Genomic DNA, 26612 nt, shown 5'->3' on the forward strand with positions numbered 1-26612 from the left:
TTTTAACAGTAGCTGGAACATAAGCGGTCCAGAACGCAATTTCGGTTTTTTTATAACTCTTTCCATATATCCCTCTGATAGAAATCCGGGGCGTAAATGTGATATACTCATTCAAGAATATTTTTGAAAATTCAAAATAAAACAGGGACTTTTGTGAATGTGGAGAATGAATTAAAAACAAACTTTATAGACTATTATGAAATCAAAATGAAAGCGATTACTTTAAACGGGAGGGATTATCAATGATGCAGACAGCATTAACACTGACACAAATGATTAACAGGGCAGAAAAGTATTTTCCGAAAAAGCAGGTTGTTTCAAGAACAGCAAGCGGCATCAAACGGTTTACTTACAAAGAAATTGCCGAAAGAACACGGAGGCTGGCAGATGGTCTCGAAACGCTCGGTGTTGAAAGAGGTGATAAGGTGGGTACACTGGCGTGGAACCATCACCGCCACCTCGAGGCCTATTTTGCGATTCCGTGCAGCGGGGCTGTGCTGCATACAATTAACATACGACTGTCACCGCAGCATATTGCTTATATAGTGAATCATGCCGAAGATAAAGTGCTATTGATAGATTCCGACATTTTGCCATTGATCGAAAAAATTCACAGTGAATTTACCACCGTTCAAGCCTATATCATCATGACCGATGAAGAAGAATTGCCGGAAACGACACTTGAACCGGTTTACCATTATGAAAAACTGCTTGCCAGTGCAGATGACAGTTACGAATACCCGGATGATTTGGATGAGAACGCTCCGGCTGGAATGTGCTATACATCAGCAACAACCGGCAATCCGAAGGGAGTAGTTTATTCACACCGGGGAATTGTCCTCCATAGCATGGCTCTTGGTTTGGTGGATGGTGCAGGAGTGAGTGAGAAGGATATTGCCCTGCCCGTCGTTCCGATGTTTCATGTCAATGCATGGGGACTCCCATTTGCTGCAGTGTGGTTTGGAACAACTCTCGTCATGCCAGGGCCATATTTTACCCCGAAGCTGATCGCTGAATTAATTGAGCAGGAAAAGGTGACGATTACGGCAGGAGTACCGACGATATGGCTCGGTCTTTTAAAAGAGCTCGATGAAAAAACCTATGACATGAGTAGCCTAAGAGCCGTTTTATGTGGTGGAGCTGCAGCACCGAGAGGGATCATTCATGCGTTCGAGAAGAAACATAACATCCCATTTATGCATGCATACGGCCTTACAGAGACAAGCCCGCTTGTCGTCATTTCTAACCTTAAGAGTTATCAGGAACAACTATCGGACGATGAAAAAATCAACATCAAAGCAATGCAGGGCATTTTAGTTCCAGGATTAGAGATGAAGGTGATTGGCAAGGACGGGGAAATAAAATGGGATGGTGCGGAAATGGGGGAATTGGCGTTACGCGGACCTTGGATTGCCTCCGAATATTATAAGGATGAGCGCACAGCTGAAGCATTCAAGGATGGCTGGTTTTACACCGGGGACGTCGTAACTGTTGATGAAGAAGGATTCATGAAAATTGTCGACCGGACGAAGGATTTAATCAAGAGCGGCGGCGAATGGATTTCTTCCGTTGATCTTGAAAATGCGCTGATGACCCATGAAGCTGTTTTTGAGGCAGCTGTTGTCGCGGTTCCGCATGAACAATGGCAAGAACGCCCGGTAGCATGTGTTGTTTTAAAGGATGACTATACAGGGAAAACATCGGCGGAAGAGCTGTTACAATTCCTTGAGCCGCAATTTGCGAAATGGTGGCTGCCCGATGAAATTATTTTTATGAAGGAAATTCCTAAAACATCGGTAGGAAAATTCCTGAAGCGAACGCTGCGCGACCACGTGCAAAAGGATATATTGCAAAGAAATTAATGATAAAAAGGCCAGGGCACGCTGAAGTGACCCTGGTCTTTATTATTATAGAAAAGAAAACCCTAGGCTAGGCCTAGGGTTCCAAAAAGCTTTCAGCGTTGTATTAAAAAAACTCTCCCGAGGTGCTAAAATATTTTTGGTTCGCCAACCAAAATAACAGCATACGGAGGAGTTTTTATGTCAAAAGATACTAATAGTTTACCACACACAACTTGGAATTGTAAGTATCACATCGTATTTGCACCGAAGTATAGAAGACAAGTAATTTATGGGAAAATTAAAAAGGACATCAGTGAAATACTCCGCACTCTATGTGAAAGGAAAGGTGTGGAGATTATAGAAGCAACAGCGTGTAAAGATCACGTACATATGCTTGTGAGTATTCCCCCTAAAATAAGTGTGTCCTCATTTGTAGGATATTTAAAAGGAAAAAGTAGTTTAATGATATTTGATCGTCATGCAAATTTGAAATACAGATATGGGAACCGAAAGTTTTGGTGTACTGGATATTATGTAGATACAGTTGGAACAACAAAAAGGTAATGGAAGAATATATCCGTAATCAGATACAAGATGATGTAGTCGCAGAACAACTAAGTATGATGGAATATATTGATCCATTCACAGGTGAAGAGGTACAGAAGAAGAAACGAAAGTAAGTAGAAGGCCTTTGAGGTCTGGCCAGTAAGAGTAGTACATTTGGCGAACCATTCTGATGTATCTTTCTCGAACGAGAGAAATTGCCAAGATGTACTTGGAACAAAGCGGAGAAGTTAACATTCCTGAAATGGGGATTGTTTGTAAAGATGAAAATAAACGTGCTGCCATATATGAAACATTGTACAATTGGACAGTAAGCTTCAGAAAGATTCTTGAAAAAAAAAACTGGCGTACACCTTGATATGAACCCTCATAGTTTCAGACACAGCTTGCTTGAGAATTACGAGAATGGAAACGCACTCCAGTTTTAAATTGGAGTTAAACCATTATTATTCTTTGGTACATCGGTCCCTGGTTATAATACTCATCGTACATCTTATCAAGTAGTTTCCAGCGTTCTGCGTTTTTCAAGTTTTCATGATCTCCAGAACTTGCTCAACTGTATATTTTTTATCCATAAAAAAATCGTCCTTCATTATTTTGAAGTCTGTTCAAGATTCTTTCATGATTGCCTGCTTTACCAGTTAGATATTCAACATCTTTATTCAAGTCTTCCGTATTCTTATCGATGCGTTTTAGAATTGCACAATCGTATCGTCATTGGAGCCGAAAGCCAGGTTAGTGATGTTCTTCTCTTCTTTTCAACTTTATCGAACCGTTGGTTCATATCGGTTCTTAGTTGCTAAATAGCTTTTAAAGTTTGGTCCACTTCGAACACTACTTATAGAATAATTATACACATTTTATAATGTCTGAATAGCTATTTGGACCCCGTATCCTCATTCATTTTCGTATGTATCATATTCAGAGACGTTTCGAATTCTGAAACCAACTCTTCATAATTTTCAGGATCATGTTTAGAAATCTCAAACGCTACGTTCTGCCATTCAGAAAATTCTTTGCTCAATCCAGCTTCTTTGATCTCGTTTTCGAAATAGTTAATATAACGCACTACGGAGTTGGATAACTGTAATTCAGCGTTTCGATCATCTGCATATACACTACGGTATTCACTTCAGTCCAATCCCTTTGCGTACTGTTTACGAATCCTTCAAGACTATTGAATTCGGTAGCTTCCACTTGGAACTCAGAAATATTAGTCTCAATTGGATGTTCAGCAGCCTCATTTTCAATTGGAGGTTCAGCAACTTCAATCGGTTCAGCAGCTTCAACTTGTTCGATGGGTTCCATGGGTTCGGATTTTTTTATTGGTTTCTCCCCTGCTTTGGTGCCTTCAGTGTTAATAAATTGTGATGCCACAAATCCAACACAAAGTATAGATACTGCTATGATTACAATTTTCTTCATTTCAAAAATCTCCCCCTTTGATTTAAGACTAACAAAAAGAGATTTTAAGTCAATAGAAAGACTGGAAAAAGTCCAGTCTTATTTAGATCAGTCGAAGTGCAGAATTCCTTTATTTACAGCGTTCATGAAAGCTTTAGGTGTGGCAGCCTTGAACAAGCTAACTGACCAAGCACGACCATCTTCTTCAATATCTTTTCGATAAAGTTTCAGATCCATCTGGTTTTGCATGTGGTGCATGAACTCCTGAAGCAAAGTTACAAGGCTCAGCTTCTTGAAAAAGGTTATTCGGGTCATCCAAGGTTCATAGAAACCTCCACCTGTTTGATTGTACATGATTTCATCTGAATCAAAACTGATTTCTGCTCTTTCAATTTGGTAACTTCAGAAACGAGATTTAGCCACATTTATGAGAACGATCTTTTCATCAAGTGTTTTGTCCTTCTTCCAGAATCCGTTTTTAACCAACATTTTAGTTGCATTAACGGTTCGATCATCGTGTTTTGAAAAGCAGTTGAATAATTCATTTAGAACCTCCGATTTTTTGTTTTTATATTTCGAACTGATAAAAACACCGATCACTCGGCTTACTTGAACAGGTAACCACCTTCTTAGAATTACGACCAGAGACTATTTTGTACCAGTTTTCAAACTGTGCTTCACCCAGCCCTGATCGCAGATCGCATTTTCATTCGCCCACTTGAAAGTCTCGATCAATCCTTCGATTGTTCTAACCAGTTGGCCATCTTTGAAAACTTCAATTGTACGAGTGCGGCCTTTATGGGAAGTTGAAGAAGGTTTTTCATTTTGTTGAGCTTGTTCTTTAACAATTGTTTCTGCTTCTAAGACAGGAGTTAAAACATCAATTAATTTTTGCTTGTTCATATCCCATCTTCCAGCAATATTTTTTTCGGTGCTGGGGTGGATATGTATTTAAATGCTGCCGAAGACAAAGTATATAGGAACCTTCTATTCATCAACATTCTACATCCGCTAATGTATAACTTACTGATCTAAAGATCAGGCCCGGTTCCCGTGGGTTATATTAAAAAAGAACCGCTCCTGTAGATATTACTAGAGCGGTTTTTTTATTACAAAGTACATGGTACCGCGGACTAAATATATTAATCTGCGGGTTGTGAAAATTACTCTAAATCTTTCTTTATGATTATGTAAGAAAAATAAATAAATAGGAGGTGGAACATAATGCCGTGTAGAGAAACGTATCCAAATGTCTGTTCAAGGGAAACACGGCTGCCGTATGTGGCTCTTCTTATTCAGCAAGTGCCATTGCAGCGAATGTGAGAATAAATACACCATGCACATCAAATACACCATGACACTTCAAAGATGGGATTATAACATCGGGATGTGGTTCGATTCACGATCACGCACTAGATATAGTAATGATGGGGTTAACCACTCGTTCAATGTGAACAGAATAGGTACGGACTGGCGATTGAAAGTCGAGCCGCATGTCTCAAATCCGAACATGTGCGATTCACCAACGTTCAGACACTAAGGAAAATGAAGGATAGTTTATATACACTCGTGAAAAACTCCAAAACAGATAATAATTCACTGAATACTGTCATCGAGCTGTTTTCTCCAAAAATTGTGTCCTCCCTTAATCAAACAAATCAGCAAGATAGGGAAGATTTATCCGAGGAGATTAAAATGAAATTGTTATTTTGCATTAGAAATTACGATGTGGAAAATATTCCAGGATATTTTCAAATGATTGAACTGCTGAAAAAAAAGGAAACTGTAAATATTGAATAAAACTGAACACATCATCTAAGTATATGCATGACGGCTTTTTTACTTTATAAAAATTTTTTCAAGAGGGTTGTATCTATTTATATGAAACTTTCTTTAATAATTAACATGTTCATAATAGCTTGAAAAAAGCATGGAGAAGATACCACTTCTTCAAGTGAAAGTGAATATGTCACACAAAAAAACTAAGGGAGGATGATGTTTAATGTTTGATGGTGATGTAATGGTATATGAAGTACAAAGATGGGTGAATTCAACTTATCAAGGGATGCCCGGGTTTATTCCGGCCCCGGAAAATGGAAAAACAGGTTGGTCAACAATGTATGCTCTTACAAGAGCTCTTCAAATTGAATTTGGCTTAACTCCAGTAGACAATTTCGGAAATGGCACCGCACAAGCTTTTAGAAATTGGGGAGAAATGGAACTCGGAAAGGTACCAGATACTCTTCAAGGACAAAGAATTGTAAGAATTCTGCAAGGCGGTATGTTTTGTAAGGGATATAACCCAGGAGGATTTACCGGGACATTTGGAGAAGGAACAAAGAATGCCGTAATTAAATTGCAAACAGATGCTAATCTGCCGGCTCGCGATGGAAAAGTATATGCTTATGTATTTAAGGCGTTTCTAGTAATGGATGCTTATGTATTAATGGCCGGTGGAGACCTAAGAGTAAGAGAAATACAGCGTGATCTGAACTACTACTATTTTAGTACTGCTGGTGTACAGCCTTGTGATGGCCATTATCAAAGAGGAACTAACAGAGCCCTGATATACGGTATTCAAACAGAAGAAGGGATTCCTGCAAGCCAACAAACTGGGGCAGTAGGCCCTTCCACAACAGATCGTCTTCCGACGTTATCCGTTGGCAGTAGCGGCAATTTCGTAAAGCTGTTCCAATTTGCTTTATATCTCAAAAATTTTGACCCTGGAGCTTTAATAGCCAATACGATACAAGTGTTAAAACTACTGTAATAGAATTTCAGAAGTTTACTATATTAACTCCTGATGGAGTTGCAGGTAAGCTGACTTGGCTTTCTTTACTTCAAAGTAAAGGCGATCCAAACCGAAAGGGTACAGCGTGTGATTGTTCAACCATGATTGACCTTGCAAAAGCTCAAGCTTTAAAGAGTGCCGGAAATCAAACAGTGGGTCGATACCTTACAAATGTTCCAGGAGGGTTAAATAAAAAGATACAACCAGGAGAATTAGATAATATTTTCAATGCTGGATTAACTGTTTTCCCTATCTTTCAAACATTTGGGGACGATATTAAATATTTCAGTAGAGCACAAGGGAAGAAGGCCGCTGGAGAGGCATACAATGCAGCCAGAAATTATGGATTTAAGCGGGGGACAACTATTTATTTTGCCGTTGACTTTGATGCTTACGGGCATCATATTGAAAACGAAACAGAAAACGATATTGTTGACCACTTCCGGGGTATAAATGAACAAATGGCCTATCTTGGAAACTACTATAAAGTAGGGGTGTATGGTCCAAGGGCTGTATGTATTAAAGTTTCTGAAAAAGGATATGCTTCAACAAGTTTTGTTAGTGGAATGTCTACTGGATACAGCGGAAATTTAGGATATCCATTGCCAAATAATTGGGCTTTTGATCAAATTTCAACAGTCTGGGTTGGTTCAGGCGACGGACGAATTCAAATAGATAATAATATTAAATCTGGCAGAGATAATGGACAGTCATCCGTTGAAGTTCCATATGAATTTAATCAAGAATTTTTCAGACAGTTAGAAGAAATTTACCAATCAGCACTTGAGTATATTGGAAATTCTGTTGAAGAAGCTAATAAACTCACAGTAAATTACTATCGCAGGGATGTTTATGAGGGTGGTATTTGGACCGGAACTGCTGGTCCAGTAGATAAAGAATTTGAAGCTTTCGTTCATAGTAGGTATGGTGAAAACAGTCCTATTAGGGCCACGGATCCTGTTACTAGAGAACCAATTGATACACCACATATGATGGCAACAATGTCAGCTATAATATCTGATTTCATATGGGTTGGAATGCATACCCAGGATTATGCAGGGTGGGCAGGAGATTTATACACGGTTGCTATAGATGCTTATGACCACAGGAACGAACCAAAATATGCTGGAAGCAACCTACTGGAGAGCACGTATAACGCAGCTTATGCTCACATAGGAAGCAGAAGCTTAGAAAGTAACATGAAGTTTGAGGATTGGCTCAGTGATTTTGATGCTGTAAATATTGCCAAAGAGGTCCTATCTGACCCTTCAATGTCAATTGTTGATATCATTAGAAATTATTACGAAGAAGAGGTTTTCACACGTTATAATCGATTCTTTAACAATAAATTTGTCAGCAACGAAGATACTCTAAGATTGGCTGCAAGAAGTGCTATGGTAAGTTTGGACCCGGCGCTTGTTTCACTCCGAATTGTATTAGGTACTGATACAAATGTACCTAATTATACAGATGAAGAGGGGATCAAAATAGCTGATGCCTTTTCAGATAAGCTAATGGAGCATGTTAGAAATGAAGTAAGTATGTAAATAAATAAAGAATCCAAACATAACACTGAAAAGGTCAAAACAGGTAAGCACGTTTTGACCTTTCGAAATTCTATTATACTTATAAATTTTTGTTGTTATTAGCGCCTAACATTAATTTTGGAACACTCTAAAAATCAACGAATGTCCCTATTTGACCCTTAAAAATCCTAGTGACTCTTATTTATATATAAATAATATGTTAAAATGACATAATTTACTTTTTATAGGGTGTGATGTATTGTCGAGAGCAGTAGGCGTTTTGTTATTAGCACTGTGTCTATTTTTCGCTGGTACCTATTGGTATACTGAACGTCAAATTAACAAAGAACCTGAAATTATTGGTGATTTTTCAATTTCAGTAAGTACATCTCCAAACAAAGTTAATATAGTCGAAATTAAAGAAATGTATGAAGAATTTACAGAAGCAAAAGAAGGAACAACTGAACCAGCATTTCATTCTCTTCGTATTTATTATGGGGAATATGGAAGCGTTCTAGATAAATATAAAGAACTCGAAGTCAATGATGTTCAAGAAATAGATTATTTTGACTTCCATTGGAAGGACGATGAACATGTAACGGTGCAAGTGTTCAGTAGAAACGAACAAGGGAAAAGTTATATGTCACAAAGTTTCGATTTTAATATATCTAATTAAAGTTATTAATAGAATGATACTTGTTAATAACTGTAAATGTTACTATCTGATCCTTAAATATAATCGGAAAACCATTGAAATGCTAGACAGAACAAGAAAGATTCGGGGATTATAAACAATCCTAAGGAAACAAACATGTTTCTAATCGAATTGTCTTTGTCGCCTTCACGAATAGTCAATATTGAGCGATAGATTGAGAATAACAACAAGAAAAGTGATGTAATAGCAAAAATACATGTAATGGTTACATAAACCGACCAATAATCTACTCTAGGTTTCGTACCATCAATTATGTAAGGGTCGGGTGCAGGAAAGCTAATGTTCACAAATATAATAATCGACCGAGCCGCAAGTTCGTTCTTAATATTTGAATTAATCTCCCCTGTTTTGCGCAATTAGGTCCTTCAGCACCTGGCAGGCCATCGTTTGTATTAAATTACAGGATGGCCCGGCTAAACCAGGAATGATCGCATTGATCAGCCACTTACTTAAACTGCGGCCGCAATGCCCTGGCAAAAATGAAAACATCAGCAAGCCGGGCCAACGGACAAAGGCGGAACTAACTTGCAGCACTGAATCGCCATAGTGATAAATTGTGCAGCACACATGTTGAATCATCAATCGGTTTTTCACAAGCTGTCTCTTCGGATAGTTTTCGCTCCGCAGGGCACTTTGCTTAAATGACATCCATGTTTAATCTTGGTCTGACGGTGGAAATAAAATAACTGTGCGATCCAGCCCGACAAGTTGTCACGCTGATCCCTCTCTAACTAACATTCTTTTTTTAAAACAGTATACTGGCATTCAGTCTCGTTTTCAAACGTTTAAAATTATTTCGAAAAATTTGTTTTTTTATCCTGCGCTCTCGTTTTATAATAGAAACGAGACCGGAGTCGATAAGGAGGAGATCAAATGAAGACTGAATTTGCCACCAATACGGTAAACGTCCATGTGGATGGCCGGGTTGCAACCGTGGAAATGAACCGTCCCGATACTTTAAATGCACTCAATAAAGAAATGATTAAAGAATTAGCAGTAAAATTGAAAGAATTAAGCCTTTGTGATGATGTTGACATTGTGTTGCTTAAAGGAAACGGCAGGGCTTTCTCATCCGGCGGCGACATTAAGTCAATGCTTTTGGGCATAAGTGAAAGCGATTTCCTTCAAGTGATGGATTGTATTAACGAGCTGATTGTCACCCTTTACAGCATGCCAAAATTGACTATTAGCGCAATTACCGGGGCGGCTGCAGGGCTCGGCTTAAGCCTTGCGTTAACAACCGATTATATTTTAGCTGAACGATCAAGTAAAATAGCCATGAATTTCATCGGAATCGGCCTGATCCCGGATGGGGGTACACACTTCTTCCTTGAGCGCCGGCTCGGCGAAACAAGGGCAAAGCAGCTGATCTGGGATGGCAAGGTTATGTCTGCGGATGAAGCCATGCAATTGGGTCTTATCCAGGAGGTTGCAGACGAAATCGGCGAGGCATTAAGCGAAAAATTAAATGACTGGCTAAACCGCCCTATACAGGCAATGGTGAAAACAAAGAAAATCATGGCAGAAAGAAACAGGCCACATCTATTAAAAACATTGGAACTCGAAAAGCACGGACAATATAAAGTAAGACAAACCCGCGACCACCAGGAAGGAATTCAGGCATTTCTAGAAAAAAGGCAGCCAAAGTTTATTGGGAAATAAAGATTAATAAAGCAAAGGAGCGATCCTTTGCTTTTTCTATGGATGAAACAAAACGAGTTTGCCACTTGGTGATGTGCAGCGGTGAGTTTTGTCGAGAAGATTTTTATCCTCGAGCATTTTTTCGCCAACTGCTTTAGCCTCGTCATCGTTGTTTGCATGAAAAGCTTCATCCAAAATCTTTTCCCCGTCTTTTTCAAACGCCGTTAATTTATACGTTTTCATAACAGTACCCCTTTATTATAAAATTCAGATTACTCACTATTATTCTTGCATAATTTCTTTTTGCACGCAAAGTTTAACTTACAAAAAGAGAAAGGAAACTTTTTAAATCGGTTAACCGTACTACATATGGTAGAGGAGGAATGAAAATGGCTTTACAGCTTGACCATGTTACAAAAAAATTTGGAAACTTCACTGCAGTGAATGATTTATCTATTCTTATCCCTGAAAAAGAGATGTTTGGTTTTTTAGGAGCGAATGGAGCAGGGAAAACGACAACGTTTCGGATGATTCTGGGCCTGCTCGATACGAGTGATGGGAAAATTACTTGGGATGGCAAGCCAATCAACTATACGACGAGTCATTTGATCGGCTACCTGCCAGAGGAACGAGGTTTATATCCAAAGTTGACCGTAAAAGATCAAATTGTTTACCTCGCGAGACTAAGAGGAATGAAGAAGCAGGATGTCATTCAGGAGCTTGATTTTTGGCTGGACCGTTTTAAAGTTCCCGACTATAAGAATAAAAAAATAGAGGAGCTTTCAAAGGGTAATCAGCAAAAAATTCAATTCATCGCCGCTGTCATCCATAAACCAAAGCTGCTTATTCTCGATGAGCCGTTCAGCGGCCTTGACCCGCTTAATGTTGAGCTCCTTAAGGAAGCTGTTCTTGAATTAAAAGAAAACGGGACAACGATCGTTTTTTCAAGCCACCGGATGGAGCATGTCGAAGAAATGTGTGAGCATTTATGCATCATGCATCACGGAAAACCAGTCGTAATGGGCGCCCTTAAGGAAATAAAGCGTTCTTTCGGGAAGAAGAACCTGATTATTCATGCTGATTTCAATTTGGACTTTCTGAGGGACTTTTCCGGGGTTACGAAGGTGAAACAAACAACAGAAGGAGTTCAACTGCAAATTGAAGGGGAAAAGGTTGCGGAACAATTATTTTTTGAAATAGCTAAAAAAGGGTTCGTGCGAAAATTTGTATTAGAAGAGCCTTCTTTAAATGATATTTTTATCGAGAAAGTAGGTGATTCCTATAAATAACTTTTGGATTATACTTTTTCATACATACTGGAGCAAGCTAAAGACAAAGTCGTTTATTGTGACGACTCTGATCACTTTAATCATTGTGATCGGATTAACCAATATGTCAAACATCATCGACTTTTTTAATCAAGATGATGAAGCTGGCACGATCGCAGTGCTTGATAAGAGCGGAGAGCTTTATGAGCCTTTTGAGCAACAGCTGGCTACGGCTAATGACACAATAAAGCTGACTAAATACGCTGGTTCTGAAGCCGACGCTGCAGCTGATGTCGAAGCCGAAAAATTTGCTGGCCTTCTTGTTTTGTCATTAGATGAGGCGGGACTCCCATCCGCAACCTATAAAGCGATGAGCATTGCCGACACAACTGATTCAGCAGATTTGCAAAACGCACTGCAACAGATGAAAACGATGATGGCTGCTTCGCAAATTAATCTTTCTTCCGAGGATTTGAACCGGCTTTACGAGCCAGTTACTTTTGACAAAATTGCTCTCGAGGAGAACGCAAAAACGGAAGAGGAGCTTAACCAGGCAAGAGGGCTCGTTTACGTCCTGCTTTTTGTGATTTATTTTTCTGTGATTATGTATGCAAACATGATTGCAATGGAAGTGGCAACTGAAAAGTCTTCCCGTGTCATGGAGATCCTGATTTCAAGTGTTTCACCGATTAAGCAGATGTTTGCCAAAATTTTAGGAGTGGCGTTGCTCGGCTTAACGCAGTTATTGGTGATGGTTTCGGTTGGATATTTTGCCATAGAACAAAACCTTGATACGATGAAAGGCGGTTTCTTCGAATTTTTTGGATTTGGTGAAACGCCACTCGCAACAATAATCTATGCAGTTATCTTCTTTTTGCTCGGTTATTTCCTTTACGCAACGATGGCCGCATTTTTAGGCTCACTCGTCAGCCGGATTGAGGATGTCCAGCAAATGATTACACCGATGACGCTGCTCGTCGTAGCAGGCTTTATGATTGCGATAACAGGCTTAAGCCAGCCGGAAGCTTCGTTTGTCACGGTCACATCGTACATTCCTTTCTTTGCGCCGATGTTAATGTTTATGCGCGTTGGTATGCTGACTTTGCCAGTTTGGGAACCGCTTCTTAGCATCGCGATTCTCTTGCTGACGATTATTTTATTAGCCGTATTTGGGGCACGCGTTTATAAGGGAGGGGTTTTAATGTACGGAAAGTCAAACTCGTTCAAAGATATTAAAAAAGCACTTCAGCTTACGAAAAAGAATTAACTATGCCCCCTGCTTATGCAGACGATCGGTGGATGGTCTGTGCATAAAGCGGGATTTCTCGTGGTACGGAAAAAGTTTTTATGAATGGCATCAGTGCGCCATAGTGGGTTTTACACGTCTTTTATCTAATAGTTTAAAAGCCATTCGACAATTTAAGGCGGTTTGCAAAAGGAAAAACTTATGATATAGTAGCTATGAAAATATTATATGTTTATCACTGGGGGTGCCGGATTCGTGGCCGGCTGAGATTAAGACCCGTTTATGTCTTTGACCCTTATACCTGATCTGGTTAATACCAGCGTAGGGAAGTGTATTGTCGAAACCGTACATACGCAGACTCTATTGCTGGAGTCTGCTTTTTGCATTCTCCGCAAATTGGACGCCAAAAATTTCGGTTTGCCATTCCATCCCCCCAGTGCCTATTAAAACTGGAGGGATTTTTTATGGGGAAAACAAGAAAGCTCACCTTAACCGCACTGCTTGTTGCAGTGGGCACGCTAACAAGCCATGCATTTTTTATCCCGATCGGGTTCGCCAAGGTTTTTCCGATGCAGCACTTCATTAACGTGCTGTCCGCGGTGCTGCTCGGGCCATACTATGCCGTCATGCAGGCATTTACCGTTTCCCTGCTCAGAAACATGCTCGGGACCGGGTCGGTGTTTGCTTTTCCAGGCAGCATGATCGGCGCTTGTTTGGCCAGCTGGTTGTTTATGAAAACAAAGAAAACATACATGGCTTTTGCAGGAGAAGTCGTCGGGACAGGCATAATCGGCGCCGTCGCCTGCTATCCGATTGCAGTTCTCCTGCTTGGCCAGGATGCAGCTTTGTTCGGCTTCATCCCGGCATTTGTATTTAGTTCCCTGGCTGGAGCTGCAATCGGATTGGTTATTGTCAATGTGTTTTTGAAAAAGGTACCTTTTGGGAGGAATTTACATGAAAACAGCACTCACAATAGCAGGTTCTGATTCGAGCGGCGGAGCCGGTATTCAGGCAGACTTGAAAACGTTTGCGGCCCATCGTGTTTATGGAATGTCGGTGATTACCGCGGTAACAGCACAGAATACAACAGGAGTTCGCTCAATTGCGAATATTCCTGAGGGGATTATCAAAGATCAAATAGAGGCGGTCTATGAAGACATTGCGGTTGATGCTGTGAAAATCGGCATGCTGTCAACCTCAACCATTATTACGGCTGTTGCCGATGCGCTGACCAGTGTGAAAGCAACCAATATCATTGTCGATCCGGTTATGGTCTCCAAAAGCGGACACCATTTGCTTCAGCGCGAAGCTGCTGATTCATTAAAAGAACAGATCATCCCGATCGCAAAGGTGATTACTCCTAACTTACCGGAAGCAGAGGTTCTGCTCCAACAAAAAATTCAGAGCGTGGAGGAAATGAAAGACGCCTGCCTTGAATTAAAGAAGCTGGGGCCGGAAATGGTCCTGTTAAAAGGGGGCCATCTGTCCGGGGATCCTATTGATATTTTGTTCGACGGCAATGAGTTTCATATTTTTAGTGAACAGAGAATTGACACGAAGAACACGCATGGAACCGGCTGTACGCTGTCTTCTGCGATTGCGGCCAATCTCGCAAAAGGCTGGCCGATTGTTGAAGCAGTAAAAAATGCGAAAGAATATATCACCGGCGCGATTAAACATAGCTTAAACATTGGCCACGGAAATGGGCCAACCAACCATTTTTACGCTTTGTATGAACAAAACTGTGTTGCGTTGAAGGAGGAATAGCCATGCTTAAAGACGAAATTGGCAAGCTTTTTCTGAAGCTAAAAGAAAAACAGCCTCTCGTCCACCATATTACGAATGCCGTAACGATCAACGACTGTGCCAATGTTACGCTGGCGATCGGCGGTTCACCGGTCATGGCTGACAGCCCGGAAGAAACGGCCGAAATGGTTGCTCATGCGAACGCACTCGTCATCAATTTCGGGACTTTAAACAGCAGTTCATTCTCGGCGATTGTAAATGCCGGGAAGCGGGCCAATGAACTCGGAATTCCGGTTATTTTCGATCCGGTCGGGGTTGGCGCAACGAATTACCGAAATGAAAAAGCAGCGCTATTGCTAAACGAGGTTCAATTCGCAATTATTCGCGGCAATCATAGTGAGATTGCAAGTCTGGCAGGAATAACTGCGAGCACTAAAGGTGTTGATGCCGGTGAGGTTTCGGAATCGGCTTTCAATACAGCGAAAAAAGCAGCATTGCGATTTAACACAATTGTCGTCGTGAGTGGCGAAACAGACTACATTTCGGACGGGGAAAAAACATGCTGCATCGCGAACGGTGACCTGCTCCTGACAAAGATTACCGGAACGGGCTGCACAACAGCGTCTTTGATAGGATGCTTTGCAGGCTCTGGCGACAATCTTTTTTTAGCAGCGGTTGCCGGCATTTCGACGATGGGCATTTGCGGGGAACGGGCCGCAAGAAGACTCGCTTCTGGTGAGGGTCTTGGTACTTTTAAAACAAGGCTCTGGGATGAAATATCATTAATCGACGGGGATGTCTGGAAAGAGGAAGTGAGATTAAATGAGTAGAAGAATTGCTGACTTACTGAACCTATACTTGGTGACAACAGACGGCCTCCCGGCAGAAGAGCTTGTCGGCTATGTTGAAGAGGCGGTCAAAGGCGGTGTGACGCTCGTCCAGCTGAGGGAGAAAAATACATCCGGAAAAGATTTTTTTGCGAAAGCGGAGCAGCTGAAACTGATGCTTGAAAAATACCAGGTTCCATTAGTGATCAATGATAGAATCGATGTTGCATTGGCGGTAGGCGCGGCGGGAATCCATCTTGGTCAGGAAGACATTCCGGCCGATGCCGTCCGTTCCTTCATCCCCAAAGAAATGATTCTGGGAGTGTCTGTAAAAAATGTTGAGCAAGCCCTTGAAGCGGAAAGAGCGGGAGCAGATTATCTTGGTATCGGAGCCGTTTTTGCGACTTCCTCAAAAACCGATGCGGAATTACTCACAGAGGGTGCATTGGAACAAATTATTGAATCGGTCTCTCTTCCAGCCGTAGCGATTGGCGGGATTAATTTGGAAAACATCGATCAGCTGGCAGGGAAAGGGTTGGCGGGGGTTGCCGTAATTTCTGCGATTCATCGTTCTGCCAACCGGTCTGAACAGGTAAAGCTTTTGAAGAAAAGGTTTAATCAATAAAATTTGAGGAGGAAAAACAAGATGAACAATGCAATTGAACTGCACACTTCATTCCCGGGAAGCAAGAAGGTTTATGTACAAGGTTCTCGCGAGGACATCAAAGTGCCGATGCGGGAAATATCCCAGCAGCCGACGGAAGGTTTTTCAGAAAAAGAGGAAAATAGCCCGGTACGGGTTTATGACACGAGCGGGTTATACACGGACCCGGATTACAAGATTGATATTAATCAGGGGCTGCCCGCACATAGAAGGGGATGGATCCTTGCACGCGGGGATGTAGAGGCATACACTGGAAGGTCTGTCAGGCCGGAAGACAACGGCTATAATCGGGAAGATCAGGCTCTAAAGATCGACACTTTCCCCAATATCGCTGCCAAACCTTTGAAAGCAAAGCAGGGCCGGGCAGTTACACAAATGCATTATGCAAAAAAGGGAATCGTCACCCCGGAAATGGAGTACATCGCCATCCGTGAAGGTTTGGAGCCGGAGTTTGTCAGAGATGAAGTATCGCGTGGCCGGGCGATTATCCCCGCTAACATTAATCATCCCGAAAGTGAGCCGATGATTATCGGGCGGAATTTTCATGTGAAAATTAATGCGAATATTGGCAATTCCGCTGTTTCCTCCTCGATTGACGAGGAAGTCGAAAAAATGACATGGGCGACTAGATGGGGCGCGGATACAATTATGGACTTGTCCACCGGGAAAAATATTCATGCAACCCGGGAATGGATTATCCGCAATTCTCCTGTTCCGGTCGGCACCGTCCCGATCTACCAGGCGCTGGAGAAAGTGAACGGCATCGCCGAGGATCTCAGCTGGGAAGTTTACCGTGATACATTAATTGAGCAGGCCGAGCAGGGCGTTGATTATTTTACGATTCATGCCGGGGTGCTGCTGCGCTACATTCCGATGACAGCGAAGCGGACAACCGGGATAGTTTCAAGAGGAGGGTCGATTTTAGCGCAATGGTGCCTGGCCCACCATGAAGAAAACTTTTTGTATACCAACTTCGAGGAAATTTGTGAAATTCTCAAAGCCTATGATATTTCGGTGTCGCTTGGGGACGGACTCCGGCCGGGCTCGATTGCCGATGCCAACGATGAAGCTCAATTTGCCGAACTTGAAACGCTAGGAGAACTCACGAAAATCGCCTGGAAGCATGATGTGCAGGTGATGATTGAAGGTCCCGGACATGTGCCAATGCATTTAATCAAGGAGAATATGGATAAGCAGCTTGAAATCTGCCAGGAGGCACCATTTTATACGCTTGGACCGTTAACAACCGATATTGCCCCAGGCTATGACCATATTACTTCGGCAATCGGCGCGGCAATGATTGGCTGGTTCGGTACAGCCATGCTCTGCTATGTCACTCCTAAAGAGCACCTCGGTCTTCCAAATAAAAATGATGTGCGTGAGGGGGTCATTGCTTATAAAATTGCCGCCCACGCAGCCGATCTCGCTAAGGGGCATCCGGGAGCACAAATCCGTGACAATGCTCTGTCAAAGGCAAGGTTTGAATTCCGCTGGAATGATCAGTTTAACTTATCGCTAGATCCGGAGCGGGCCCGGGAATACCATGATGAAACGCTTCCCGCAGAAGGTGCCAAAACAGCCCACTTTTGTTCGATGTGCGGACCAAAGTTCTGCTCGATGAGAATTTCCCACGACATTCGCAAACGGGGGATAAATGAAGGTGAGTTCGAAGAGGATGTTGTTGAACAAGGAATGAAGGAAAAGGCAAAGGAGTTTGTCGAGCATGGATCTTCCCTTTATCGCTAATCCTCATGGTGCAGATACTGTCCCTGGTTTAAGAAAGGAAATTGCACAGCTTAAAAATAACATTATCGAGCTTGAAAAATGTATTTTCACGATTCAGCAAAATTGTACCCATGTTTTTGTTGAAGCTGAAGGCTACCGGAAATGTACGAAATGCTGCAAGGTCGAAGTCTGTTATTATTAAGTCTTTTAACCCCGCTGATTTGGCGGGGTTTTTTGATGTAAAATGGTAACTTGTTGCATCAGTAGAACTACTGTTGGGAGATTGCAGGCCATTGATCCTCGACCAGCCCACTCCGTGAAAAAAAACCCTCTATAAGAACGTGCATTCGCTTTTTGAAAATGTTAAAATGAAGAAAAAGCGGATGCGAGGAATTATTGATGAAAAAGATCACCTTTATTCATGCGGCCGATCTTCATTTAGACAGCCCTATGTCCGGATTAAAGCATCTTCCGGAAGCGATATTTGACAGGCTGCAGGAGAGCACATTCCGGGCTTTTCGAAAAATAACGGATGAGGCGATCAATCGCCAAGTCGATTTTTTGATTATTTCCGGAGACATATTTGACGGCGAGGACCGGAGCATTCGGGCCCAGACCCGGTTCAGGAAAGAGATGGACAGGCTTTTCAAGCACGATATCCAGGTTTATTTGATTCATGGCAATCATGATCATTTAGGCGGCTCATGGGTCGAGCTTAATATGCCGGCGAATGTCCATATTTTCAGAGATAATGTAGAAGTATTAACGTATAACACTAGTGAAGGTACCAGCGTGCATTTATATGGTTTCAGCTATGTAAAAAAACATGTGCTTGAACGCAGGATTAATGATTATGTGAAAAAAACTGGTGCGGACTTTCATATCGGTATCCTGCACGGCAATCATAAAGGAAACAGTGATCACGGCAACTATGCACCGTTTCATTTACGAGAGCTGATCGAAAAGGAATTTGATTACTGGGCATTGGGTCACATCCATAAACGGACGGTGCTGTCAGAGATGCCGGCGGTCGTTTACCCCGGAAATATTCAAGGCCGCCACAAGAAGGAAACAGGCATGAAAGGCTGTTACTTTGTTTCATTAGCCGGTACAGAAACAAAACTTGAATTTATTCCTGCTTCCGATGTGATCTGGGAAAAAGCTGAATTGGATATGGCTCGTTCAGAAGCGGCAACGTTTGGGGATTTATGCAAACTTTGCAGCATGGTCCTTGAAGACCATCGTCATGAAGGACTGGCGACTATTTTGCAGATCACTTTAAAAAACGTCTCGTTCGAAACGCAAACGAATGTCCTTGCTGAGGAGCTGCTTGAGGTTTTACAGGAGCAAGAGCGGGATGAAGAGTCATTCGTCTGGACAGCATCCATTCATATAGAAGAAAGAATCGATTGGGACAGGGATCGATTGAAAAGCGAAGCTGATTTTTACAGTGAATTGTTTAATATTATTGACAAGTATGATGATGCTGAAGGAACTCTGTCTTCGTTATACAGCCATCCTGCCGCAAGGAAATACCTTGAACGTTTAACAAAAAGTGAGCAATCAGCGCTTATAAAGGAATCTGAACAATTGCTGATCCGATTGTTGTATCAATAACGGAAAGGAGGTTGGTTTATTGTTATGAAAATACTTGAAATCAATATTTACGGATACGGCAAGCTGGAGAATACAAGAATTACCGATTTGCAGGACTTCCAGGTTTTTTATGGGGGAAATGAGGCGGGGAAATCGACAATCATGTCGTTCATACATAGTATTCTATTTGGCTTTCCCACTAAACAGCAAACCGAACTCCGCTATGAGCCGAAAAACTCTGCCAAATATGGCGGACAGCTGACAGTCGTGTTTTCAGGCCGGGGAAAAGCCGTAATTGAGCGGGTGAAAGGCAAAGCAGCCGGAGATGTCTCGGTAATGCTTGAGGATGGTACATATGGAGGGGAAGAACTTCTTCAGGATTTGCTTTCCCATATCGATAAATATTTATATCAATCGATCTTTTCGTTCAATCTTCATCGCCTGCAAAATGTTCATTCCATTAAGAGTGAAGACCTGGGCAGATTTTTGTTCTCTGCGGGCGCTGTAGGCTCGGACAAGCTGCTCATTGCAGAAAACAGCCTGCAAAAGGAAATGGAGCTGCTTTTTAAGCCAAATGGCAAAAAGCCAATTATTAATGAAAAGCTGCTAAAGCTTCGCGATCTTCATAGCGAACTTCTTAAAGCTGAACAGCAAAATGGCAGATACTCGGATTTGATTAATGAAAAAGAAACGATCGAAAGCAGGATCACCGATCTCAGCAAAGAAAATGCACGCATACAAAAACAGATAAATAAGCTTGAGGAATGGAAAAAGCTTTATCCTGTTGTAAAAGAGCAGGCGGTTATCAGGGAGGAATTAAAACAGTACGAAAATCTCCAGTTTCCGGTGGACGGAGCGGAACGGCTCGAGCATCTTGAAAATAAAGCCCAGGAATATGAAAGCCGCAAGAATAGTTTAACTGCACGAATTTCAGCAACGGCTTCGCTGCTCGAGGATTTGTCCGTTTGTACAGATCTATTGAACAGTGAATCTGCAATCGTGAATGCTTCAGAAAGTTTACCCTTATATGAACAATTAAGGCAGGAGCAAAATCAATACAAGTTAAAGTTGGAGAAATTGGAGCAGGAAGTCAAAGCTTTAAGGGAAAAACTCCATTTCACAGTTAAAGAAGAAGACTTGTTAATGCTCGACACAAGTATATTTATGAAAGAAAAGATCAGTGATGCCCACTCGACACAAGCGCGCCTGAAAGTAAAAAAGGATGATCTTGACCGAAGGTTTAATGAAGAAAAGGCTAGGCTTGAAAGCCTTGAGCAGCAACTTAAAAGCATCAAAGCGCAACTCCTCCCAGACGATGAAGTGGAGGAGCTTAAAAAACGGGTTGCCCAATCGGACAAACAGGAGGATCTTCAGGCTGGGCTCGTTGATCTGCAAGAACGTCTGGCATCCCGGCAGAATGCCTACAAACAAGAAGTGGGCAGGGCGGCCAAAGAGAAAAAGCTGTTCACGACGCAAAGGACAGCGTTTGTCGCATTGTTTGCTGCTTTAATTGTAGTAGGGATATGGAGCAGCCAATGGCTGCTAACCGCTGTCGGGGCCATCGGAGCATTATTTGTGTTGATTTCGTTCCGTAAAAGTACGGTTTCGTATAGAACCGAGGATCTTCGAGCTGAAATCGAACAACTGCGCGAAAAGGAAAAGATATTAAAAGACAAGTTTGCCGAGTTTGCGAAGGGTGAACAGCCATTTTTAGCAGAAAAACTTGAAAAGGAAATGCAGCTGAGAGAAAAGTATCATTTGCTTCATATAAAATGGGAAGAGCAAAATGGGCAATACGAACGGATTATTTCTGCTTTTGAGCAGTGGGAACAGGATGCAATCAACCATAAGGCATTGCTTATCAAGCTTGGGCAAGATTTGCTGCTGCCGGACCATATTGCCTTAAAGTATTTAAACGATGCGTTCCAGTTGATTGAACAGCTGAAAATAGCATATCGGGATAAGCAATATTTAATCGAACAATATCGAACTGCTTCAAGCTCCCTTGAAAAAATAGAAACCCAGATTAAAACCTTAAATGACAAGTTTTTAAAAAATAGTCATCTATCGATTCAGGAAACTGCCTTGTTGCTGCGCAACAAAGTAAAAGCAGAGCTTGAAAAAAGGATTCAATACGACGAAAAACTGGCTAAGCTAACCGAATTAACTGAAGAACTCAAGGAACTGGAGACTGAATTAACCGTTACTAAAGATGAACAAGTTAAATTGCTTAACTTGGCAAGGGCGGCTACAACAGAAGAATTCCGAAAGCTTGCCCATGATTCAGAAAGGAAAGAGAAGCTCTCAGACGAATTAGACAGTCTTTCCAGGCAATTAAAAATAACGACGATCACGGCGGAAGAAATAGCTGCGTTTTTATTAATAGAAGATAGCGATGAAGAGATGGCCAAACAAACGCTGCGACTTGGTGAAACTGAAAAAGAATTTGCAGCTCTCCAAAGCCAGCTTGCAGATGTAAGGCACGAGATTAACCAGCTTGAAGACGGAGAATCATATGCAAACCTTCTCCATACATTCGCGCTTCAGAAAGCCGAGCTGAACGAAGAGGCAAAAAAATGGGCAAAGTATACGATCGCAAAGGATTTACTTGCAAAAACAGCGAACCATTTCAAAAATGACAAGCTGCCAAAAGTGCTCAAACACGCTGAGGAATTTTTAGCCTTTTTAACAGAAAGAAACTATATTAGGATTGTTTCTCAGCAGCATGCTCAGGGGTTCTTGGTCGAACGCTCTGATGGCATTTTATTTGAAGCGAATGAACTCAGTCAGGCGACAGCCGAACAAGTTTATGTATCGCTAAGACTTGCACTGGCAACAGTCTTATACGAAAAACTTCATTTCCCGATCCTGATTGATGACAGCTTTGTGAATTTTGATCATAAAAGGACCAGAAAGATTTTGGAACTTTTGCAGCGAGTTGAAGGAAATCAAATTCTCTTTTTCACTTGCCACCAGCACCTCCTGCCAAGTTTTGAGGCTAAACAGGTCATACAACTGCGGGAAGAGGACCGGGTTCATGTCTGGCAGCAATAACAGTGGAGCCCCTGCTTTGTTAAAACTGTTGATCGCGTTTGGAAATCCTTTAATAAAAAATGGTCTGATACAAGATTAAAGTCTGTTAAGACAGTGTATAAGTGATAAGATAGGAAATAGTGAAAATACAATATTGCATAAGAAATTTATTAAAAGTTTCTTCACTTAAAAAAGTCAAGTTGGCAGAATGGCCAACTATTTAGCTAGTGCTCATTCAAGCTATTGAAAGGAAAAATTTATGGAAGATCAACAGCAGATCCAAAAAAGAAGCAGAGGGCCTCTAGCCTTATTAAGCTTTAATTTATTTATCATTATGGTTGGAATCGGACTTGTCATCCCGATTCTTCCGTTTTATGTTGAACTATTTGATGCCAATGCTCAAATTATGGGGTTACTTGTCGCTGTTTTTTCGTTTATGCAGTTCCTGTTTGCCCCGATTTGGGGCCGGCTTTCCGATAAAATCGGCAGAAAGCCGTTAATTACCGTTGGCTTGTTCGGCTTTGCAATTGCCGAGTTTATTTTTGCATTCGCAAATGGACTATGGATGCTTTTTTTATCAAGAATTTTAGCTGGCACGTTTGGTTCTGCGCTCATGCCTACGGCCATGGCCTACGTTTCGGATGTTACACCGCCTGAAAAGCGTGGACAGGGGATGGGAATGCTTGGTGCTGCAATGGCTTTTGGGATCGTCATTGGCCCGGGGATAGGCGGCTGGCTTGCTGAATTTGACTTATCCTATCCATTCATTTTTGCTGGTATAGCCGCAACTATTGCCGGAGTTGTTTCGCTGCTCATTCTTCCTGAATCCTACCCGCAGGAAAAACGGACGGCCGAGGCGGTGGACAGCCGATCAGAAGGGCAATTTTTCTTAATGAAAAAAGCGTTGTTCAGTCCGGTTGGTTTTCTATTAATTCTTGTATTCATCATGAGCTTCGGGCTTGCCAACTTCCAAGCAATTTTTGGCTATTACACAATGGAGCGTTATTCCTACAGTCCACAGCAAGTCGGCTTGATTATCCTGATAACCGGGATTGTTGGAACCGTTATCCAGGGTGGTGTTGTCGGCAAATTAGTAAGCAAGTTTGGCGAGGAACGGATCTTGACGAGTTCCCTTTTACTAAGTGCCGTCGGTTTTGTGATCATGACACTTGCGACAAACTTCATGTGGGTGCTGATCACGACGTCGATCTTTTTTATAGGGAACTCAACGCTGCGACCTTCTTTAAACTCATTTATTTCGAAACTTGCCGGCAATCGCCAGGGAATGATCATGGGTTTAAATAACTCGTTTTTAAGCCTTGGGAATGTAGCAGGGCCAATTTTGGCGGGCACACTTTATGAATGGAATATTCATATCCCTTATCTTTTCGGTGCATTTGTCATGATTTTTGGCCTTGTTGCCACTAAAATTTGGATTGCAAAAAAGCAAAAAAGGGCTGGTTTAGAGAGCCAGTAAGTTATTTTGCGATAGTTTAAATTTTCAATCTGAAATGGAAAGTGATTATGATATACTATGGCTAGAGAAAGGAGCGTCGGAGGCATGAACAGAGGTATACTGCAATTCGATGTTGGCGAGCAAGTTGAATTATTTCTATTAATCAAAAGCTCTGTAAAAGGAATAGCGAGCAATGGCAAGCCCTTTTTAACTTTAATTTTGCAGGATCAGTCCGGTGAAATAGAAGCGAAGCTATGGGATGCTTCTGAAGAAGATGTAAAAAACTATGCCGCCCAAAACATTGTAAAAGTAAGCGGAGATGTCCAAAATTATCGGGGCAGAAGCCAATTAAGAATCCGCCAGATTCGTCCGGCGTCTCCTGCGGATCCTGTGAAAATATCAGACTTCCTTGAAACAGCCCCTGTTAGTACGGAAGAAATGATGAGCAAGGTAACTCAATATATTTTTGAAATGAAGAACCCAAATATCCAAAGAGTGACCCGCCATTTGTTAAAAAAGCATCAACAGGCGTTTCTTGAATTCCCGGCAGCAACGAAAAACCATCATGAATTTGTTTCCGGGCTTGCCTACCATGTTGTCAGCATGCTTGATCTGGCAAAGATGATCTCAGGCTTATATCCGAGCCTTGATAAGGACCTTCTCTATGCCGGTGTCATTCTCCATGACCTCGGCAAAGTAATCGAACTTTCCGGTCCGATCTCAACCGTGTACACGATTGAAGGAAATTTGCTTGGGCATATTACGATAATGGTCAATGAAATCGGCAAAGCTGCTGATGAGCTTGGCATCAGCGGTGAAGAAGTGCTGATTCTCCAACATTTAATTCTTTCCCATCATGGCAAAGCGGAATGGGGCAGCCCTAAAGCACCGCTTATAAAAGAAGCCGAAATTCTGCATCATATCGATAATTTGGATGCAAAAATGAATATGCTTGACCGTGCATTGGTTCGGGTCAAACCAGGAGAATTTACAGAGCGCATATTTGCTCTTGAAAACCGCTCATTCTATAAACCAACTTTCCATAAATAATAGATTCATAGAAGAATAAGCCGATTACAGTCGGCTTATTTTTTTGATGAAATTTAATTAGCGTGTTTGGAATAAGTCTTAAGAGGCACGAAGATTAAGTATAAAAGAAAATCTAGCATAATTTCCGCGGATGAACATATTTTTAAATAAAGTCTAGTTTGGACAAATACTTAAAAGGGAGGCTGGGTAATGATCATCCCCGTTTGGATTTACTTTGTTGTTGCCGGCATTGTCGTCAGCGCTTATATGGCTGTCAAGGCCGGAAAAGAGGAGCGCCGCGAGCAAAATGAAGATATTGAACGTGAAGGTGAAATCTACATGGAGCGGTTGGAAAAAGCAAAAGAGGAACGAAAAGCAAATGAAAAATCTTTTGGTATTTAAGTAAATTTCACAATGTAATAAGCTAAACCGAAAAACGAATGAAGTTGTCTAAATAAACAGGAGTACGCCATAGGAAACGAATAATACTATCTTAATTTTAAATAACTGTTCGTTTTTCAGTTAAAGAATTGCTTTATGAAATTCATTCATTTAAAAAAAGGTTCCCGAGGGAACCTTTTTTTTTGAAATTATCCTTGTGCCGGTGGAGCTTCCGGAGTGTCAAGAATGCTTTCCAGGTCTTTGTCTTTAATTTCAACGTCTGCCGCCTTAAGCTCGCGCTCCATTGCTTTCTGGATAGCGGCTTGGTCAATCTTGGACCTTTTTACCTCGGTTTCAAGCTCTTTCTTCATGTCTTCGAAAGGCTCTTTTTCTTTCTTGTCAGTCAATTGGATAATATGCCAGCCGTTCTGGGTTTGGACAGGCTCACTGATTTGGTTTACTTCAAGGGCGTAGGCTGCTTCCTCAAATTCAGGAACCATTTTCCCTGGTCCGAACCAGTCAAGATCTCCGCCTTTTTCTTTTGACCCGGGATCAGTTGAATGTTCTTTGGCAAGATCAGCCATTTTTGCACCGCCATCCAGCTGCGCTTTTAATTCCTTGGCTTTTGCTTCATCTTCAACCAGGATATGGCTTGCACGAATATCAGTGCGATAATTATCGTAAGCTTCTTGCAGTTCTTTATCTGTCACTTTGACATCTTTCATCGCGGCCTTCTCTTGAAGGAGCCCGATTTTAAACATACGTTTTAAATCTTCGTCACCCTCATAGCCGTATTGGGCAAGGGCCTGTTCATAATTGGGTCCCAGTTGCTCCTTTACCTCTTCAACCTTTTTATTGATTTCCTTATCTGATACTTCATACTTGTCGGATAGAACCTTTTCAAAGACAAGTTCTTGGAGAGCCTGCTCACCGTGTTTTTCTTTCATTGAGTTATAAAGCTCTTCCTGTGTAATATTTCCAGCTTTAGACTCCACTACAGCAGCAGAATCTCCGCCATCTTGATTACATGCGCTTAAACCAATAACCCCTGCTGCAAGAGAAAGGGATAGAATCCATTTTTTCATGCTGAACACTCCTAAAAAATTTCTTTGTGATGCTATTCCACAATGTCTATCATAACATAAATAACATTAATCAC

At 41.7% G+C, this 26612-nt stretch carries 25 protein-coding genes, 1 pseudogene and 1 riboswitch; of the genes and pseudogenes, 20 read left to right on the top strand and 6 right to left on the bottom strand.

Going from position 1 to position 26612, the window contains the following annotated elements; translation table 11 throughout:
* Positions 1-242: 242 nt before the first annotated feature.
* The 3 genes and pseudogenes from CVD23_RS05810 to CVD23_RS21620 all read left to right on the top strand — a co-directional run bounded on the left by CVD23_RS05810 (position 243) and on the right by CVD23_RS21620 (position 2763).
* A complete protein-coding gene (locus CVD23_RS05810; protein WP_101578305.1) occupies positions 243-1862 on the top strand; it encodes a long-chain fatty acid--CoA ligase in 1620 nt (539 codons plus the stop codon).
* 177 nt (positions 1863-2039) lie between these two features.
* A pseudogene (tnpA, locus tag CVD23_RS05815) lies at positions 2040-2521 on the top strand (IS200/IS605 family transposase).
* 56 nt (positions 2522-2577) lie between these two features.
* Entirely contained in the window at positions 2578-2763 is a 186-nt protein-coding gene (locus CVD23_RS21620) for a hypothetical protein (protein ID WP_142382885.1), read from the top strand.
* Positions 2764-3473: 710 nt separating this feature from the next.
* Here the strand turns inward: CVD23_RS21620 and CVD23_RS05825 are convergent.
* The 3 genes from CVD23_RS05825 to CVD23_RS05840 form a co-directional block, all read right to left on the bottom strand.
* On the bottom strand, positions 3474-3830 hold the full coding sequence (locus tag CVD23_RS05825; protein ID WP_101665443.1) for a hypothetical protein: 357 nt from the start codon (positions 3828-3830) through the stop codon (positions 3474-3476).
* A gap of 87 nt (positions 3831-3917) precedes the next feature.
* Positions 3918-4058, bottom strand: a complete 141-nt coding sequence (locus CVD23_RS21840; protein ID WP_180955562.1) for a hypothetical protein — start codon at positions 4056-4058, stop codon at positions 3918-3920.
* Positions 4059-4457: 399 nt separating this feature from the next.
* On the bottom strand, positions 4458-4712 hold the full coding sequence (locus CVD23_RS05840; RefSeq protein ID WP_101665446.1) for a hypothetical protein: 255 nt from the start codon (positions 4710-4712) through the stop codon (positions 4458-4460).
* Between the two features lie 1099 nt (positions 4713-5811).
* Here CVD23_RS05840 and CVD23_RS22680 point away from each other — a divergent pair.
* The 3 genes from CVD23_RS22680 (at position 5812) to CVD23_RS05855 (ending at position 8802) form a co-directional block, all read left to right on the top strand.
* Positions 5812-6579, top strand: coding sequence for a peptidoglycan-binding protein (locus CVD23_RS22680; RefSeq protein WP_308314920.1), 768 nt, complete (start codon positions 5812-5814; stop codon positions 6577-6579).
* Between the two features lie 122 nt (positions 6580-6701).
* Entirely contained in the window at positions 6702-8147 is a 1446-nt protein-coding gene (locus CVD23_RS22685) for a glycoside hydrolase domain-containing protein (RefSeq protein ID WP_308314921.1), read from the top strand.
* A gap of 238 nt (positions 8148-8385) precedes the next feature.
* On the top strand, positions 8386-8802 hold the full coding sequence (locus CVD23_RS05855; protein WP_101578478.1) for a hypothetical protein: 417 nt from the start codon (positions 8386-8388) through the stop codon (positions 8800-8802).
* A gap of 372 nt (positions 8803-9174) precedes the next feature.
* On the opposite strand, the gene CVD23_RS05860 is transcribed toward CVD23_RS05855, so the two are convergent.
* Positions 9175-9489 carry a hypothetical protein gene (locus CVD23_RS05860; protein ID WP_101578477.1) on the bottom strand — a complete coding sequence of 105 codons (315 nt, stop codon included), beginning with the start codon at positions 9487-9489 and terminating at the stop codon, positions 9175-9177.
* Positions 9490-9714: 225 nt separating this feature from the next.
* Here CVD23_RS05860 and CVD23_RS05865 point away from each other — a divergent pair, with 225 nt between their 5' ends.
* Positions 9715-10503 carry an enoyl-CoA hydratase gene (locus tag CVD23_RS05865; RefSeq protein ID WP_101665448.1) on the top strand — a complete coding sequence of 263 codons (789 nt, stop codon included), beginning with the start codon at positions 9715-9717 and terminating at the stop codon, positions 10501-10503.
* A gap of 36 nt (positions 10504-10539) precedes the next feature.
* Here CVD23_RS05865 and CVD23_RS05870 read toward each other — a convergent pair whose 3' ends face one another.
* Positions 10540-10725 (bottom strand): YhzD family protein, encoded by a 186-nt coding sequence (locus CVD23_RS05870; RefSeq protein WP_101665449.1) that lies wholly within the window; start codon positions 10723-10725, stop codon positions 10540-10542.
* A 146-nt stretch (positions 10726-10871) separates the two neighbouring features.
* Between CVD23_RS05870 and CVD23_RS05875 the strand changes: the two genes are divergently transcribed.
* The 13 genes from CVD23_RS05875 (at position 10872) to CVD23_RS05935 (ending at position 25474) form a co-directional block, all read left to right on the top strand.
* Positions 10872-11771: an ABC transporter ATP-binding protein gene (locus tag CVD23_RS05875; RefSeq protein WP_101665450.1), complete on the top strand. Its 900-nt coding sequence runs from the start codon at positions 10872-10874 to the stop codon at positions 11769-11771.
* Positions 11764-13017 carry an ABC transporter permease gene (locus CVD23_RS05880; protein WP_101665484.1) on the top strand — a complete coding sequence of 418 codons (1254 nt, stop codon included), beginning with the start codon at positions 11764-11766 and terminating at the stop codon, positions 13015-13017. The genes CVD23_RS05875 and CVD23_RS05880 overlap by 8 nt, the downstream gene beginning before the upstream one ends.
* A gap of 209 nt (positions 13018-13226) precedes the next feature.
* Positions 13227-13341, top strand: a riboswitch (TPP riboswitch).
* 119 nt (positions 13342-13460) lie between these two features.
* On the top strand, positions 13461-13982 hold the full coding sequence (thiW, locus tag CVD23_RS05885) for an energy coupling factor transporter S component ThiW (protein ID WP_101665451.1): 522 nt from the start codon (positions 13461-13463) through the stop codon (positions 13980-13982).
* Entirely contained in the window at positions 13951-14763 is an 813-nt protein-coding gene (gene thiD, locus CVD23_RS05890) for a bifunctional hydroxymethylpyrimidine kinase/phosphomethylpyrimidine kinase (RefSeq protein ID WP_101665452.1), read from the top strand. The genes thiW and thiD overlap by 32 nt, the downstream gene beginning before the upstream one ends.
* Before the next feature lie 2 nt (positions 14764-14765).
* Positions 14766-15572, top strand: coding sequence for a hydroxyethylthiazole kinase (gene thiM / locus CVD23_RS05895; RefSeq protein ID WP_101576790.1), 807 nt, complete (start codon positions 14766-14768; stop codon positions 15570-15572).
* On the top strand, positions 15565-16194 hold the full coding sequence (thiE, locus tag CVD23_RS05900) for a thiamine phosphate synthase (protein WP_101665453.1): 630 nt from the start codon (positions 15565-15567) through the stop codon (positions 16192-16194). Before thiM ends, thiE begins: the two co-directional genes overlap by 8 nt.
* Before the next feature lie 21 nt (positions 16195-16215).
* A complete protein-coding gene (gene thiC / locus CVD23_RS05905) occupies positions 16216-17979 on the top strand; it encodes a phosphomethylpyrimidine synthase ThiC (RefSeq protein ID WP_101665454.1) in 1764 nt (587 codons plus the stop codon).
* On the top strand, positions 17957-18160 hold the full coding sequence (locus CVD23_RS05910; RefSeq protein WP_101665455.1) for a hypothetical protein: 204 nt from the start codon (positions 17957-17959) through the stop codon (positions 18158-18160). Before thiC ends, CVD23_RS05910 begins: the two co-directional genes overlap by 23 nt.
* Before the next feature lie 197 nt (positions 18161-18357).
* The gene (locus CVD23_RS05915) at positions 18358-19575 is read left to right on the top strand and encodes a metallophosphoesterase family protein (protein ID WP_101665456.1); all 1218 of its coding nucleotides are present in this window, start codon (positions 18358-18360) and stop codon (positions 19573-19575) included.
* 24 nt (positions 19576-19599) lie between these two features.
* On the top strand, positions 19600-22608 hold the full coding sequence (locus tag CVD23_RS05920; RefSeq protein ID WP_101665457.1) for an ATP-binding protein: 3009 nt from the start codon (positions 19600-19602) through the stop codon (positions 22606-22608).
* Positions 22609-22846: 238 nt separating this feature from the next.
* Complete coding sequence (locus tag CVD23_RS05925) at positions 22847-24064, top strand: MFS transporter (protein WP_101665458.1); 1218 nt, start codon at positions 22847-22849, stop codon at positions 24062-24064.
* An 84-nt stretch (positions 24065-24148) separates the two neighbouring features.
* Positions 24149-25093 carry a 3'-5' exoribonuclease YhaM gene (yhaM, locus tag CVD23_RS05930; protein WP_101665459.1) on the top strand — a complete coding sequence of 315 codons (945 nt, stop codon included), beginning with the start codon at positions 24149-24151 and terminating at the stop codon, positions 25091-25093.
* A gap of 189 nt (positions 25094-25282) precedes the next feature.
* Entirely contained in the window at positions 25283-25474 is a 192-nt protein-coding gene (locus CVD23_RS05935) for a sporulation YhaL family protein (protein ID WP_180955564.1), read from the top strand.
* 188 nt (positions 25475-25662) lie between these two features.
* Here the strand turns inward: CVD23_RS05935 and CVD23_RS05940 are convergent, their stop codons facing one another.
* Positions 25663-26538, bottom strand: a complete 876-nt coding sequence (locus tag CVD23_RS05940) for a peptidylprolyl isomerase (protein ID WP_101665460.1) — start codon at positions 26536-26538, stop codon at positions 25663-25665.
* Between the last annotated feature and the right edge of the window lie 74 nt (positions 26539-26612).

It is taken from the genome of Bacillus sp. V33-4 (assembly GCF_002860225.1).
Lineage (GTDB): Bacteria > Bacillota > Bacilli > Bacillales > Cytobacillaceae > Bacillus_BJ > Bacillus_BJ canaveralius.